At 44.9% G+C, this 15793-nt stretch carries 16 protein-coding genes; 15 read left to right on the top strand and 1 reads right to left on the bottom strand.

What is annotated here, in order from left to right; translation table 11 throughout:
- Positions 1-4 precede the first annotated feature (4 nt).
- The 15 genes from accC to FS666_RS00430 all read left to right on the top strand — a co-directional run bounded on the left by accC (position 5) and on the right by FS666_RS00430 (position 15310).
- Positions 5-1360 (top strand): acetyl-CoA carboxylase biotin carboxylase subunit, encoded by a 1356-nt coding sequence (accC, locus tag FS666_RS00500; RefSeq protein ID WP_144460236.1) that lies wholly within the window; start codon positions 5-7, stop codon positions 1358-1360.
- 16 nt (positions 1361-1376) lie between these two features.
- Positions 1377-1793, top strand: a complete 417-nt coding sequence (locus FS666_RS00495; RefSeq protein WP_164876243.1) for an Asp23/Gls24 family envelope stress response protein — start codon at positions 1377-1379, stop codon at positions 1791-1793.
- A 130-nt stretch (positions 1794-1923) separates the two neighbouring features.
- Positions 1924-2307, top strand: a complete 384-nt coding sequence (gene nusB, locus FS666_RS00490) for a transcription antitermination factor NusB (protein WP_120068383.1) — start codon at positions 1924-1926, stop codon at positions 2305-2307.
- 16 nt (positions 2308-2323) lie between these two features.
- Entirely contained in the window at positions 2324-3190 is an 867-nt protein-coding gene (folD, locus tag FS666_RS00485) for a bifunctional methylenetetrahydrofolate dehydrogenase/methenyltetrahydrofolate cyclohydrolase FolD (protein ID WP_120068380.1), read from the top strand.
- A 95-nt stretch (positions 3191-3285) separates the two neighbouring features.
- Complete coding sequence (xseA, locus tag FS666_RS00480; RefSeq protein ID WP_120068377.1) at positions 3286-4638, top strand: exodeoxyribonuclease VII large subunit; 1353 nt, start codon at positions 3286-3288, stop codon at positions 4636-4638.
- Positions 4635-4865 carry an exodeoxyribonuclease VII small subunit gene (locus tag FS666_RS00475; RefSeq protein ID WP_144460238.1) on the top strand — a complete coding sequence of 77 codons (231 nt, stop codon included), beginning with the start codon at positions 4635-4637 and terminating at the stop codon, positions 4863-4865. Before xseA ends, FS666_RS00475 begins: the two co-directional genes overlap by 4 nt.
- A complete protein-coding gene (locus FS666_RS00470) occupies positions 4862-5746 on the top strand; it encodes a polyprenyl synthetase family protein (protein WP_164876242.1) in 885 nt (294 codons plus the stop codon). Before FS666_RS00475 ends, FS666_RS00470 begins: the two co-directional genes overlap by 4 nt.
- Positions 5747-6429: 683 nt before the next feature.
- The gene (locus FS666_RS00465) at positions 6430-7044 is read left to right on the top strand and encodes a hypothetical protein (protein WP_120068368.1); all 615 of its coding nucleotides are present in this window, start codon (positions 6430-6432) and stop codon (positions 7042-7044) included.
- Between the two features lie 18 nt (positions 7045-7062).
- Positions 7063-8946 (top strand): 1-deoxy-D-xylulose-5-phosphate synthase, encoded by a 1884-nt coding sequence (gene dxs / locus FS666_RS00460; protein ID WP_390614528.1) that lies wholly within the window; start codon positions 7063-7065, stop codon positions 8944-8946.
- A gap of 4 nt (positions 8947-8950) precedes the next feature.
- On the top strand, positions 8951-9772 hold the full coding sequence (locus tag FS666_RS00455) for a TlyA family RNA methyltransferase (RefSeq protein WP_120068365.1): 822 nt from the start codon (positions 8951-8953) through the stop codon (positions 9770-9772).
- A 181-nt stretch (positions 9773-9953) separates the two neighbouring features.
- Positions 9954-10403 carry a transcriptional regulator AhrC/ArgR gene (ahrC, locus tag FS666_RS00450; RefSeq protein WP_120068362.1) on the top strand — a complete coding sequence of 150 codons (450 nt, stop codon included), beginning with the start codon at positions 9954-9956 and terminating at the stop codon, positions 10401-10403.
- 14 nt (positions 10404-10417) lie between these two features.
- Entirely contained in the window at positions 10418-12091 is a 1674-nt protein-coding gene (recN, locus tag FS666_RS00445) for a DNA repair protein RecN (RefSeq protein ID WP_120068358.1), read from the top strand.
- 119 nt (positions 12092-12210) lie between these two features.
- Positions 12211-13497 carry a SpoIVB peptidase gene (spoIVB, locus tag FS666_RS00440; protein ID WP_120068355.1) on the top strand — a complete coding sequence of 429 codons (1287 nt, stop codon included), beginning with the start codon at positions 12211-12213 and terminating at the stop codon, positions 13495-13497.
- A gap of 221 nt (positions 13498-13718) precedes the next feature.
- Positions 13719-14501: a sporulation transcription factor Spo0A gene (gene spo0A / locus FS666_RS00435; RefSeq protein WP_144460240.1), complete on the top strand. Its 783-nt coding sequence runs from the start codon at positions 13719-13721 to the stop codon at positions 14499-14501.
- A 77-nt stretch (positions 14502-14578) separates the two neighbouring features.
- A complete protein-coding gene (locus FS666_RS00430; protein WP_144460242.1) occupies positions 14579-15310 on the top strand; it encodes a glycerophosphodiester phosphodiesterase in 732 nt (243 codons plus the stop codon).
- A 126-nt stretch (positions 15311-15436) separates the two neighbouring features.
- On the opposite strand, the gene FS666_RS00425 is transcribed toward FS666_RS00430, so the two are convergent.
- On the bottom strand, positions 15437-15685 hold the full coding sequence (locus FS666_RS00425) for a DUF2627 domain-containing protein (RefSeq protein ID WP_144460244.1): 249 nt from the start codon (positions 15683-15685) through the stop codon (positions 15437-15439).
- Positions 15686-15793: the final 108 nt, after the last annotated feature.

Here is a 15793-nt window from a genome sequence, read left to right as displayed (position 1 = left end):
ATACATGATCAAAAAACTTTTAATTGCAAACAGGGGAGAAATTGCCGTCCGTATCATACGTGCCTGTATGGAGCTGGACATAGAAACAGTCGCTGTTTATTCCGAAGCCGATAAAGAGGCGCTGCACGTGCAGTTGGCGGATGAAGCCTATTGCATCGGGCCGGTCGTCTCCAAAGACAGCTATTTGAACTCGGCCAATGTCATCAGTGTAGCCAAACTGACGGAATGTGACGCCATTCACCCCGGCTATGGGTTTTTGGCGGAAAATGCGGATTTTGCAGAGCTTTGCCGCGAGTGCAATATCATATTTGTCGGTCCCAGCCCGGAAGCCATAACGAAAATGGGAACGAAGGATGTGGCCCGTTCAACGATGAAAGCTGCCGGTGTGCCGATTGTACCCGGATCGGACGGAATTGTTGAAACAATGGATGAAGCAAAGAAAATAGCCGGGGAAATCGGATATCCCGTGATCATCAAAGCCACAGCAGGCGGCGGGGGCCGCGGAATCCGTGTGGCCAAAACGGAAGAAGAGCTGATCAAAGGAATTGAAATCACCCAGCAGGAGGCTGCTGTCGCATTCGGAAACCCAGGGGTGTATATTGAAAAATATATCGATGATTTCCGCCATGTTGAAATCCAGGTGCTGGCTGATACCCATGGAAACACTATCCATTTGGGAGAGAGGGACTGTTCCATCCAGCGGAGGCTCCAAAAGCTGCTGGAAGAAACTCCGTCGCCCGCGCTGACACCGGAAATGCGGGAAAAAATGGGGCAGGCAGCTGTAAAGGCGGCAGAAGCGGTTGATTATACCGGTGCGGGAACAGTGGAGTTTATTTTTGACCACAGAAATCAGGAATTTTACTTCATGGAAATGAACACGCGAATTCAGGTAGAGCATCCCGTTACCGAAATGGTGACAGGGATTGACCTAATAAAAGAGCAGATCTATATTGCATCAGGCAAAGAGCTGTCCGTGAAACAGGAAGAAATCGAATTTAACGGCTGGTCTATTGAATGCCGGATCAACGCTGAAAACCCTGAAAAAGGCTTTATGCCTTCAGCAGGGAAAATAGAGATGTACCTGCCCCCGGGAGGCATGGGAGTACGTGTGGATTCAGGTGTATACCCTGGTTATACGATCCCGCCTTACTACGACTCCATGATTGCCAAACTGATCACCTACGGTTCCACAAGGGAAGAAGCCATTGCGAGAATGAAACGTGCGCTTGAGGAGTTCATCATCGAAGGGGTTTACACGACGATTCCTTTCCACCTGCAGCTTCTTGAAAATGAAACGTTTGTAGGCGGAGATTTCAACACAAAGTTCCTGGAACTGCATCCTGTCATGAATAAAAAATAAACCGGAGGTGCTTTTAATGGAAGAAAAATTAACCATGCTTGAAATGACGCAGGAAAACGGCCAAGATTATGGCAAGATTGAAATAGCCCCTGAAGTGATTGAAGTAATTGCCGGTATTGCCGCTTCTGAAGTGGAAGGCGTCGCCCAAATGAGGGGCAACTTTGCATCCGGAGTTGTTGAAAGGCTTGGAAAGAAAAACCACGGAAAAGGAATCCGGGTGGAACTTTCGGAAGAAGGAATCATTGTCGATGTATTTTGTCTGATGAATTTCGGCGTCTCCATTCCGGCCGTCGCCCAAAAAGTGCAGGACAATATCCGCCAGGCATTGCTCAACATGACGGCACTTGAAGTTGAAGAAGTGAATATTCATATTGTTGGTGTGACATTCGATCAAGGCAAACAGGAATCTGAAGAAGAATTTGAGACGGAATAGACCAGGCCAAAGGTGAAACCCCTTTGGCATTTTTAAATGGTGGACCGAATGCTTGTTTTTCTTCTTGTGTGGTAAACTAAGAAAAACCCAAAGGGCACCAAATGCCTATATTAAAGGAGCTTTTTTGATAATGAAAAGAAGAGAAGCGCGCGAAAAAGCTTTACAGGCTTTATTTCAAATAGATATGAGCGGCATTCCTCCCGAAGAGGCTCTGGAGAATGTACTGCAGGAAGGACAATCCGATGGCTTTTTGCAGGATTTGATTATTGGTACTGCCGCCAATTTAAAAGAAATTGACGAAGAAATCAGCCGCTGTCTGAAAAAGTGGTCCATTGACCGCCTTGGCAAGGTTGACTTGAATGTACTTCGGATCGGCACGTATGAATTGAAATTTACCGAAGTTCCTCCAAATGTGGCCATCAATGAAGCGATTGAAGTGGCAAAAACATTCGGAGATGAAAAATCGGGACAGTTTGTAAATGGAATATTATCGAAAATCAAAGGAGAAGAGTAGAAAAGGAGGGCCAACAATGACAGCCGAGTTGATCGACGGGAAAAAAATATCGCAGGAAATTAGAAAAGGGCTTGAAAAAGAAGTAGCTGAATTGACAGCCAAAGGAATGAAACCTGGACTTGCGGTCATTTTGGTAGGGGATAATCCTGCCTCAAGAACCTATGTGACATCCAAACAAAAAAGCTGCAGGGCCATCGGAATGGAATCAGTATTGATTGAATATCCCGCTGATGTCAGTGAAAAAGAGCTCCTTGACAAAATTACGGAATTGAATGCTGATGACAGCATTCATGGGATATTGGTCCAGCTCCCGATCCCTCCGCACATTTCGGAAACAAAAGTCATAGAAACCATTTCCCCGGAAAAAGATGTTGATGGCTTCCATCCCATTAACATTGGAAAAATGATGACCGGCCAAGATACATTTTTGCCATGTACCCCATTTGGTGTCATGGAAATGCTAAAATACATTGGAATCAACCCTGAAGGCAAGCATGCTGTCATCATCGGCAGAAGCAATATCGTGGGGAAACCGATGGGGCAATTGCTGTTGAATGAAAATGCCACGGTCACATATTGTCACTCAAGAACAAGTGATTTGCAGTCTTTTACAAAACAGGCAGATATATTGGTTGCTGCCGTCGGGAGAGCGAAAATGGTCAAAGCGGAACATATTAAACAAGGTGCAGTGATCATAGATGTCGGCATGAATAAAGATGAGCATGGCAAATTATGCGGAGATGTGGACTTTGAAGACGTAAAAGACAAGGCAGCTTATTTAACGCCTGTTCCCGGCGGGGTTGGCCCGATGACAATCACAATGCTGTTGTACAATACAGTGAAATCGGCACAAAATCGTTTAAATGATCGCAATGGCAATTAAATAATAGTAGAATATAAGGTGAACTGGTAGAAAAGCTGTCAGCTATAACAAAGGGACAGCTTTTTTGTTGAATCGCGAAAGGCGGCAGTTTGGATATGAGAAAACCGCAATATTTGACGGTAAAAGCTTTAACAAAATACATAAAAAGAAAATTCGATGCAGATCCCCACTTGGAGCAGGTGTATGTAAAGGGAGAAGTCTCCAACTTTAAAAGGCACTCAAGCGGGCATATGTATTTTACATTGAAAGATGAAGATGCCAGGATCATGGCCGTCATGTTTGCCAGGTTTTCTTCCGGAATGAAGTTTATCCCTGAAAATGGCATGCACGTTCTTCTCAGAGGGAACGTAAGTGTCTATGAAATGAGCGGCCAATATCAAATCTATGTGCAGGAGATGCTGCCCGATGGAATAGGCGAGCTTTTTCTTGCTTTTGAGCAGTTGAAAGAAAAACTTGGAAAAGAGGGGCTGTTTTCACAGGAATCCAAGAAGCCCATACCGGCGTTTCCAAAGGTGATCGGCATTATCACATCCCCGACAGGTGCAGCAATACGGGATATTATCACCACGATCAAACGCCGCTATCCTTTGGGAAAGATACTGGTCATCCCTGCCCTGGTACAGGGGAAAAATGCTTCAAAGTCGATAGCGGATGCAATCCAAAGAGCAAATGCAGAGACCGTCGCCGATGTTTTGATAGTCGGACGCGGCGGAGGGTCCATGGAAGAGCTATGGGCATTTAATGAAGAGATTGTGGCCAGGGCTATTTTTCAATCCGGCATCCCTGTCATCTCGGCTGTCGGCCATGAAACAGATGTGACAATAGCGGACTTTGTTGCCGATCTCAGGGCTGCTACTCCGACAGCGGCAGCCGAATTGGCAGTCCCTCACATTGAAGATCTCATGGAGCAGCTTCTGCAGCGCAAAACCCGGCTTTACCAAGCCATGGGAACTATCATCAAAACAAGGCGCAATCAATTGAATTACATGGAGCAGTCATATATTTTGAGGAACCCGCACAAGCTGTATGAGCAAAAATGGCAGCTGCTTGATCAGAGGAAGGAAACTCTTAACGCAGCGCATAACCATATTATTTTACATAAGAACAGCCGTTATGCAGAGCTGCGGGACAGACTCGCAAGAAACCATCCTTCTGCTCTCGTGGAAGTGAATAGGGAAAGGGCTGCAAGAGCTGAAAAGAGGCTCCAGCAGGAAATGCGTGCGGCCATAAGAGCGAAAATCACTGAGTTTATGGGAAAAACGGCTACGCTTGATGCGCTTAATCCATTAAGTATACTTCGCAGAGGTTTCAATATAGCGCATACGGAAGAAGGAAAACTGGTCAAAAGTGTCCGGCAGGCAGAAATCGGAGATCCATTGATGTTGACACTGGCGGATGGAAGATTATATTGTACAATCGATAACAAAGAAGAGGGTGCGAAAGAATGAGCGGGAAACTGACTTTTGAGGAAGCCCTTGAGCAGCTTGAAATGATCATAAAAAGGCTGGAAGAAGGGGACATTCCATTGGAAGAAGCGCTTGAAATATATCAAAAGGGGATGGAGCTGTCCAAAGCCTGCCATGATAAGCTAAAATATGCCGAGGAAAAATTGACGAAAGTTTTAACAGAGAACGGTGAAGAGGAATTCTATGTCAGTGAGGAGGATCAAGCTTGACGGATACTTTAAATATCTTCATGGAAAAACACAAGGAAATTTTAAACAAAGAATTGAAGAATCGCATCTCCAAGCTCGATACTCCGCCCAAATTGAAGGAAGCAATGGCATATTCCCTTGATGCCGGAGGAAAAAGGATCAGGCCGCTTCTTCTTTTTGCAGTGATAGACTCATTCGGAAAAGATACGGCTGCCGGTCTGTCAACGGCTGCTGCCTTGGAAATGATCCATACTTATTCATTGATTCATGATGATCTGCCGAGTATGGATAATGACGATGTTAGAAGGGGAAAGCTGACAAACCATAAAGTGTTCGGTGAAGGGATGGCTATTTTGGCAGGCGATGGACTCCTGACATTCGCCTTCCAGTTAATCTCCGGGGATCAATATTTGCAAGACGGGCAAAAGGTGGAGCTGCTCCATTTACTGTCCAAATGTGCAGGGCCGGAAGGTATGGTCGCAGGCCAGGTTGCAGATATGGAAGGTGAAAATAAAGAACTCGGCATAGATGAACTGGAATATATCCATACACATAAAACCGGCAAGCTTTTGACGTTCAGTGTTCTCGCAGGAGCCACCATAGGCGGTGCAGACCGCAGGCAGATGGAAAGTTTTGAACAGTTTTCGCACCATTTGGGGCTGAGTTTTCAAATCAGTGATGACATTCTGGATGTGACTGGGGATGAGGAGCTGATGGGAAAGCCGGTAGGAAGTGACACCGGGAGACATAAAAGCACATACCCGTCGGTACTTACACTTAAAGGTGCCAAGGAGCATCTTTCCCTCCACATAAAAGAGGCGAAGAAAGCACTTGGCCAAACAAATTTAAATACTGAAATACTGAGTCGAATCACCGACCTGATAGCCGACCGCACCCATTAATACTAATGTTTGTGTTGAAACACCGGTTATGATATAATTTTACGCAGATTATCGGATGGTGCAGTATTCTAGTCGGCCTACCGGTTCTGAAGGTGAGCCTAAAAATTCACTAAAGGGCACATCGATGAAGTTCCTTGTTCCGGCTTGAGGAGCCCAGCCTTGGGTCGGAGCTGGGAGTAAAGGTATAAGGGCGATCCGCAAAGGCATGTGGGCGTAGACCCTTTTACCGCGGAGGCTTCGCTTTGTTCGGCTGGCTTAAATGCATTGCTCGAAAGCGAAGTATAGACCTGCAACGTGATGAAGGGCATCACTAGCAGCGTAGCCTGCCTTGAGTGAAACATGAGGGGATTATGGTTATAAGAAGGCGGCCCGGTTGGCCATCGGTGCTGTTTTCTTCAGCCCATATGAAATCAGTTTTGCAAAAGAGGCTAGGAACCAGGTTAAAGGCTGTTGGGGAAATCTCCTAGACTGTTCCAAGGGACATATGAAGGGGATTATAGTGCGGACTAAGTGGCAATCCAGTCTGGCATTTGGCGACAATGCCAAGATGGGTTTAAAGGGAAACCGCCGTCATGGCGACATACGGTACCTGTCTGGGAAAACCTACTGGACCTAAGCCGTAATTTTTACTCTTCTTATGACCATCCGAGTTAATGAAGAAGAACGGTGAATGAACGTTTGTTATGAATGAATTGATAAAAAATTCCATAAAATGGAGTATTAGCATTGCCGTTATCACTTTTGTGTTAGCGGCTATTTTTTCAATTGCTTCTAACGGTGTCCTGATTGGGTTATCGTGGACTTATGGCCTTCTTGTTGTTCTATTTATTGTATTAATCGGGATCTTTTTTGATATGATTGGGATTGCTGCAGCTGCTGCAAATGAAACGCCATTCCATTCAATGGCTTCAAGAAAGATATACGGCGCTAAACATTCCATCCGGATTGTGAGGAATGCCGACCGTGTGGCAAGCTTTTGCAATGATGTCATAGGGGACATATCCGGCATCATCAGCGGAACGGCTTCCGCGCTTGTTGTTATCCAAATCGCCCAAAGCGCCGGCCTGTCCAGCAATCTTTCGGCCGAATACGCAATCAACGTTGGGCTGACAAGCCTTATTGCAGCACTGACAGTAGGGGGAAAGGCGCTCGGCAAATCTTTTGCCATTACCCACTCACGCGATATCATTTTTCATGTGGGAAAGGTAATGCAATTTCTTGAAGAAAGACTCCATCTCCCAATTATTAAAGACAATAAGAAGAAAAAGCCGAAGCAAAAAAACAAGAAACGAAAGTGAGTGATCCTTTTGGATCTCATGTCAATTAAAGATCCTTCTTTTCTTAAAGATCTTAATAAGGAACAATTGGAGGAACTGAGCTCCAGCATACGGCGCTTCCTCATTGAAACATTATCAAAAACCGGCGGACATATCGGTCCGAATCTGGGAGTGGTCGAGCTGACCATCGCCCTCCATAAATGCTTTGACAGCCCAAAAGACAAGATACTTTGGGATGTCGGCCACCAATCCTACGTGCATAAAATCTTGACGGGAAGGGCCGGCCAATTTGATACTTTGCGCCAATATAAAGGGTTATGCGGATTTCCTAAGATGTCGGAAAGCGAACATGATGTATGGGAAACGGGCCACAGCTCCACATCTTTATCCGCAGCCATGGGAATGGCGATCGCCAGGGATGTAAAAAAAGAGGACAATTATGTGATTCCAGTCATAGGAGATGGAGCCCTTACCGGTGGAATGGCTTTGGAGGCTTTGAACCATATCGGGCATGAACAAAAAGACATGATTGTCGTGCTGAATGACAATGAAATGTCCATTGCGCCAAATGTAGGGGCGTTGCATAATGTTCTCGGACGGCTCCGGACAGCCGGGAAATATAAATGGGCAAAAGAAGAGCTTGATTATTTACTGAAAAAGATTCCTGCTGTTGGCGGGAAGCTGGCTGCCACTGCCGAAAAGGTGAAAGACAGTTTAAAATACATGCTTGTTTCCGGCATATTTTTTGAAGAAATGGGCTTTACCTACCTTGGCCCTGTCGATGGACACGATTATGATGCATTATTTGAAAACCTCGCCTATGCGAAAAAAACAAAAGGCCCTGTCCTTTTGCATGTTATTACAAAAAAAGGGAAAGGGTACAGCCCTGCTGAACATGATAAAATCGGAACTTGGCATGGGACAGGCCAGTATAAAATTGAAACAGGAGACTTTATTAAACCTGTCAACACTCCGCCTTCATGGAGCGCTCTGATAAGTGAAACCGTCAGGAAGCTTGCGAGGAAGGATGAACGCATTGTAGCCATCACACCGGCCATGCCGGTCGGTTCGAAACTCGAAGGTTTCGCTTCCGAGTTTCCGGACCGGATGTTTGATGTCGGGATAGCGGAGCAGCATGCCGCTACGATGGCAGCAGGTCTGGCCACACAAAAAATGAAGCCTTTTTTGGCTATATATTCCACTTTTTTGCAAAGAGCCTATGATCAGGTGCTGCATGATATTAGCAGGCAGAACTTGAACGTTTTTATTGGCGTTGATCGTGCCGGCCTTGTCGGTGCTGACGGCGAGACGCATCAGGGCGTATTTGATATAGCTTTTTTACGAAATTTGCCGAATATGGTCTTAATGATGCCAAAAGATGAAAACGAAGGCCAGCATATGGTTAACACGGCTTTGAAATATGACGACGGTCCGATTACACTGCGTTTTCCCCGAGGCAACGGCTGCGGGGTGCCTATGGACGAAGAGTTGAAAAAAATTCCTATCGGATCCTGGGAAGTGTTGAGAAAGGGGAAAGATGCCGCCATTTTGACATTCGGCACGACAATTCCCATGGCACTTGAAGCAGCCAATCGTTTGGAAAAACAAGGCATATCCGTTCAGGTCGTGAATGCGCGATTCATCAAACCAATGGATGAAGCCATGCTGCACGACATTTTTCAAGCGCATATGCCTATCCTTACAATTGAAGAAGCCGTCCTTCAAGGCGGGTTCGGAAGTGCTGTTTTGGAGTTTGCTCATGACCATGGCTACCACCATGCATTCATTGACCGCCTCGGTATTCCCGACCGATTTATCGAACACGGAAGTGTCAAGGAGCTTCTGAATGAAATCGGATTGACACCGGACAATATAGTAGTCAAAATAAAGTCGCTTTTGCCAAAGAAGCAAAAAAGGGCCTGAACAGATGAAAGCAAGAAAGCAAAGACTTGACGTTTTACTGGTTGAAAGAGGATTGATCGAAACAAGGGAGAAAGCAAAAAGGGCCGTCATGGCGGGGCTTGTATTTTCAAATGAAACAAGGTTGGATAAACCGGGGGAGAAAGTGAATGATGATATTCCGCTGAAGGTCAAAGGCAGCATGATGCCGTATGTGAGCAGAGGCGGATTAAAGCTGGAAAAGGCATTAAATGCGTTTGATCTCTCGGTCAAAGACAAAGTCGTGCTGGATATTGGGGCGTCAACAGGAGGATTCACAGACTGTGCGCTCCAGCACGGTGCCAAAATGTCCTATGCACTTGACGTAGGATACAATCAGCTCGCATGGAAGCTTCGCCAGGACGACCGGGTGGTTGTAATGGAAAGGACAAACTTCAGGTACGTTACCCCTGAAGACTTCCCTGGTGAAAAACCGGATTTCGCTTCCATTGATGTCTCATTCATTTCCCTGAGGTTAATATTGCCCGTTTTAAAAAATCTGCTCGTTCCGCACAGCGATGTTGTCGCTTTGATCAAACCGCAGTTTGAAGCAGGAAAAGAGCAGGTCGGAAAAAAAGGCATTGTCCGCGATCCGAAGATTCATGAAGAAGTCATCCGCAGAATCAAGGACATGGCGATTGCTGAAGGCTATGATATCATGGACCTTTCCTTCTCCCCCATTACAGGCGGAGAAGGAAATATTGAATTTTTAATCCACTTGAGGTGGGAAGGCGGCCGGAACACCGGAACTGATAAGAGCCCGGTAACGGCAGCGGATGTGGTCAAAGAGGCCCATGGGGCATTTGAATAAAATAAATGGGGAAAAGGGGTAATCTAAAGAAGATTGCCCTTTTTTCGGTGTTAAAGAATGTACAAATTGGCCTGGGTCATCCGATAGGCAGGCGCTTGCGCCTTTGTTTTTGGTTCATTATAATACTTGATAGTGAACGTATAAAAATACAAAATGCTGTAAATGTAATGAGGTGAATATATTGAGCAAAGGACGGCGGCATTTAAAAATCCGTGAAGCGATTGGAAACAATGAAATAGAAACTCAGGATGAACTGGTTGATTACCTTAAAAATCAGGGCTTCAATGTGACACAGGCGACAGTATCGCGCGATATAAAAGAATTGCACCTTGTAAAAGTGCCATTGCCCGATGGCCGGTACAAATATAGTCTCCCGGCGGACCAGCGTTTTAACCCGCTGCAAAAATTAAAGCGGTCGCTGACTGACTCGTTTGTCAGCATCGATAACTCGGAAAACCTTTTGGTGCTGAAAACGCTTCCTGGAAACGCCCAGGCGATTGGAGCGTTGATTGATAATCTAGATTGGGATGAAATTATGGGGTGTATATGCGGGGATGATACATGCCTCATCATATGCCGGACACGGGAAAACGCCGAAGATATCAATGACCGATTTGTAAACATGCTTTAATAGGGGTGAAGCCTTTGTTACAGGAGTTGACGATCAGAAATTTTGCAATCATTGACCAGATTTCCATTTCATTTTCTGAAGGCCTGACGGTTTTGACCGGGGAAACAGGGGCTGGAAAATCCATTATCATTGATGCGGTCCATTTATTGGTCGGGGGCCGCGGGTCCTCGGAATACGTCCGGCATGGCGCGCCAAAAGCGGAAATTGAAGGTCTATTTTTCATCCATGATAATCATCCCTGCTATGCAAAAGCTGCCGATTTGGGCATTGAAATCGAAGAGGGGATGCTTATTCTGCGCCGTGAAATTTCAAGCGGCGGAAAGAGCGTCTGCCGGATCAACGGAAAGCTTGTGACATTGACGGTTTTGAGAGATCTCGGCGGAACGCTGATCGATATCCACGGCCAGCATGAGCATCAGGAATTGATGAATGAATCCATGCATTTATTTCTTCTTGATGAATTTGGCAAGGAGGAAATAGCGAAGAATCTTGTCGCTTACCGCAAAAAGTACGCTGAATTGGTCGAAATAGAAAAGAAAATCAATGAACTGAGCAAAAATGAACAGCAGATGGCACACAGGCTGGACCTTTTGCAGTTCCAGGTCCAAGAGATTGAAAAAGCCGGTTTGAAACTGAACGAAGATGAAAGGCTTGAGGAAGAAAAGAAACGTCTGGTCAATTACGAAAAGCTGTTTGAATCGCTGAAAGCCGGGTATGAAAATCTGCATGAGGATCAAAAAGGCTTGGATTTTGTCGGACAGGCTATGAATTTCATGGAAACGGCAGCCGAAATAGACAACAGATACAAGGAAATGTTCGAGTCGATCTCAAACAGTTTTTATTTGCTTGAAGATACGGCAAGTGCATTGAGGAATGAACTTGATTTATTGGAGTTTGATCCGCACAGATTGGACGAAATTGAAACGCGGCTGAATGAAATTAACCAGCTTAAAAGGAAATACGGCTTTACCGTAGGGGATATTCTTGAGTATCTGGAAAAGATAAAAGAAGAATCAGAGTCAATCATCCACCGAGACAGCCGGATTGAACAGCTCCAAGCGGAACGGACATCCATTAGGGAAGAAGTCCTGAAGCTCGGTAACAAGTTAAGCCTGCTGCGCAAAAAATGGGCAGAAAAACTAAGGAGCGCCATTCATAAGGAATTAAAGGGGCTGTACATGGATAAGACCGTTTTTGATGTAGTATTTCGCAAACAGGATGAAAATATGAACGGAATGGATGACGTGCAATTTTATCTTTCCACGAATCCGGGAGAACCTTTGAAGCCTTTATCAAAAGTGGCATCGGGAGGCGAGTTGTCAAGAATCATGCTGGCACTTAAAACGATTTTTTCGAAAAGGGTCACTTCCGTTATCTTCGATGAAGTAGATACCGGTGTCAGCGGTCGTGTGGCCCAGGCCATGGCCGAAAAGATTCATCATATTTCCAAATACTCGCAAGTGCTTTGTATATCGCATTTGCCGCAGGTAGCGGCAATGGCTGATACTCACTTGCTTATATCGAAAAAAATCACTGACGGAAGAACCCGGACAGTGATTAAAAACCTTAATGAAGCCGAGAAAATAAATGAAATCGGCCGCATGATCTCCGGTACTGAAATCACTTCAATTACGAAAAAGCATGCCAAGGAACTGGTTGAGTCTGCCTATACATTGAAAAACGGTTAAAACGCTTGAAATCCTATCCTTCAATGGGCATCTTTTTTTCCCGCTCCCGGTTATAAATGCCCGCCGGTGAGGTCAAATTATAACTGTGGACTAGAAGGCGAGGAGAGTGAAATGGACATATGAAAGATCGACTAAGACAAATGACAGGTGGAATTCTCCTTGTTTCACTTCTTCTTCTAGGCTTTTCCAATCCTTTTCAGCAATTTATTAATATGCCTTCAAATATTACATTGCTGGAAGGGCAGGAGCATGTGATTTCTAAAGGCGAAGCCGTCACGGCGATGGCGGATTCCCCCGAAAGCTTCTCATACTCGGAACAGGCAAATTCCGTTTCATTAACTGCTGAAACTCCTGGAAAGGACGAGCTTTTTCTACAAATTGCCGGCCTGCCCGTAAAAAAAGTTGATGTGAATGTCCTGAAAAATTTTAAGGTTTTTCCTGGCGGCCAATCCATCGGCGTAAGGCTTAATACGCTGGGAGTCCTTGTTGTCGGCCATCATCTGGTTTCGACAAAAGATGCCAAGGCCTCTCCCGGGGAAGAGGCAGGAATTCAGGTAGGGGACATTATTACAAAAATCAACGGAAAGAAGATTGAAAAAATGGAACAGGTGGCCCCGTTTGTAGAAGATGCTGGAAAGAGCGGAAAAGCGCTTGATTTGACCGTGCAGCGTGAAAAAGAACAATTTCAAACAAAGCTGCTGCCGTTGAAGGATGAAAAGGAACAAGAATATAAATTGGGTTTATATATAAGGGACTCGGCCGCTGGAATCGGAACGATGACTTTTTATGAACCGAAATCAAAAAAATACGGGGCTTTGGGCCATGTTATTTCAGATATAGACACAAAAAAACCAATTGTTGTTGATAACGGACAAATCGTAAACTCTACGGTAACTTCGATCGAAAAAGGGAAAAATGGCAATCCCGGTGAAAAATTGGCGCGTTTTTCGGGTAACCGTGAAGTAATTGGCAACATCACTTTAAACAGCCCGTTCGGGATATTTGGAAAACTAAACAAAGACATTAAAAATGGAGCAATGGACAAAGAAATGCCTATCGGATTATCCCATCAGGTAAAAGAAGGACCGGCAAAAATATTGACTGTCGTTGAAGGAGATCAAGTGGAGCCTTATGATATCGAGATAGTCAGTACCATTCCCCAAAAATTTCCGGCTACTAAAGGAATGGTCATTAAAGTGACAGACAAACGCCTATTGAATAAAACAGGCGGGATTGTTCAAGGGATGAGCGGAAGCCCGATTATACAGGACGGAAAATTAATCGGGGCAGTCACCCACGTTTTTGTAAATGATCCGACCTCCGGCTATGGTGTCCATATCGAATGGATGCTGCATGAAGCGGGAATTGATATTTATGAACAACAAAACTTGGATAAAGTTGGTTGAGGGCACACGCCCTCTTTTTTTATAAAGAAAATTCGACAATGTTAGTAAATTTTATCTAAAAAAGGCGAATTCAGTTGAAAATATTAGCAAATAAAAGCATTTATTGTTTTTTTTCCTTCTTTTGAAAGATTTTAGAGGAATTTAACTTTCATTGGCGTATTTGTTTGTTAGAATATAGTAAAAGCAATCTTTATTCTTTTTTATAATGGGGAGGAAGAGAATTGAATAAAATAAAAGTCGTACTTGCTGATGATAACCGTGAGCTTGTTTCTTTATTGGAGGACTATATGTCAACACAGCCGGATATTGAAGTGATTGGAACCGCTCACAACGGACAGGAGTGCCTGGATTTATTGGGGAAGGTGGAGCCGGATGTATTGGTATTGGACATTATCATGCCTCACTTGGACGGTCTGGGAGTTCTTGAAAGATTGCGGAATTCCGACATCCGATTTCCAAATGTCATTATGCTGACAGCCTTCGGCCAGGAAGATGTGACGACAAAAGCAGTGGAACTCGGTGCATCTTATTTCATTCTCAAGCCGTTTGACATGGAATATTTGGCGAATCATATTCGCGGGGTCAGTGAAAAGGGGATGCCTTCCTTTAAGTCAACCCCGCATTCTAAAACCCATGAAGAGAAAAAACCACAAAATCTTGAAGCGAGCATCACATCGGTCATCCACGAAATTGGGGTGCCGGCACACATTAAGGGGTATTTATATTTGCGTGAAGCCATTTCAATGGTCTATCACGATATTGAGCTTCTTGGAGCCATCACGAAAGTACTTTACCCGGACATTGCAAAGGAATTCAATACTACGGCCAGCCGGGTTGAAAGGGCGATACGCCATGCTATCGAGGTCGCCTGGAGCCGCGGGAATATAGATGCCATTTCCTCCTTATTCGGCTATACGGTCAGCATGTCAAAGGCTAAGCCGACAAATTCGGAATTCATTGCAATGGTTGCGGATAAATTGCGGCTGGAGCATAAAGCTTCGTGAATTCGCTAAATCATCTTTGGCGCATATAATGCCTAAAAAGGGTATGATGTAAATATCCTACTTTAGGCGGTGAGCAGATGACGTTTATTTTTGCACATCGGGGATCTGCCGGGACTCACCCGGAAAATACGATGGAAGCCTTTTTAGCCGCAGAAATGGATGGGGCAGACGGAATTGAGCTGGATGTACAATTAACGGCGGATGGGGAAATCGTCGTGATTCACGATCTAACTGTCGACAGAACCACGAATGGGAGCGGTTTTGTCAACGAGCTTACTTTCAACGAGCTGTCCAAACTGAAGGCCAATTTCCATTCCCTCCATTTTTTTAAAAAAAGCTGCCGGATTCCTTCTTTGCGCGAAGTGTTTGAATGGCTGGAAGGCAATCATCTTTTATGTAATATCGAGCTGAAAAATGCTGTCAATCCATATAGGGGCATGGAAGAAATGGTTATTGAGCTGGTGCATGAGTTTTGCCTGGAAAAGAGGGTGATCATCTCCTCGTTCAACCACAAATCGCTTGTTCTCAGCAGGGAAATCGAACCTGGAATCACAACAGCCCCATTATACAATGAAGTTTTATACAAGCCTTGGGACTATGCAGCGTCCCTTGGGGCAGGCGGCATTCATCCGAAACTGAAATCAATTTCCGATAGGGAAATCATGGACACAATGGCATGCGGCATTGCTGTCAGGCCATATACAGTAAATAAAGAGAAAGACATGAAGAGGCTCTTTGCCATCAATTGCTCAGGCCTGATTACCGATTATCCGGGGAAAGCCTACCGGTTAAGGGAGCAATATCAATAATAAAAGATCTGCAAGCTTTTCGCAGATCTTTTATTATTGATATGTCCAGCTTCGACGGACAGGAGGTGCTAGTGCAGGCGAAGCGACAGGACGTCGCTGCTTGAGCCTGCCGACGGACAGAAGGTCCTAGTGCCGCCGTTCCCTTTTCTTGAAACGGTCCTGAACTTTGTTTCTTTTTCGGTCACGGTGTAAAATAAAGCCGCCGATAAATCCTAATCCTATGAGAAAGAAAAGCAGGCCGCCGAGAAATTGCATCCATAAATATGGAAAAGGACGCTGTAAAACGCCAAACAACATATCTCTCATTAATTTTATGCCATATCCTGCCAATAGGCCGGGCAGGACCAGCAATAGGAGTGCTATAATTCGAGCCATGGAAATCTCCTTATCAATATTATCTCAAAAAAATCATATCTTAACGGAATCATTTGTCAAGCATCGAGCTTTTCGCTACAATCAATTGTAAAATAATAAACTTTTTGG

It is taken from the genome of Siminovitchia fortis, assembly GCF_007681465.1.
In the GTDB taxonomy this organism is placed as follows: Bacteria; Bacillota; Bacilli; order Bacillales; family Bacillaceae_C; genus Siminovitchia; species Siminovitchia fortis.
Note: the sequence above shows the minus strand (reverse complement) of the source record. Positions and strands in the feature narration are given on the sequence as shown.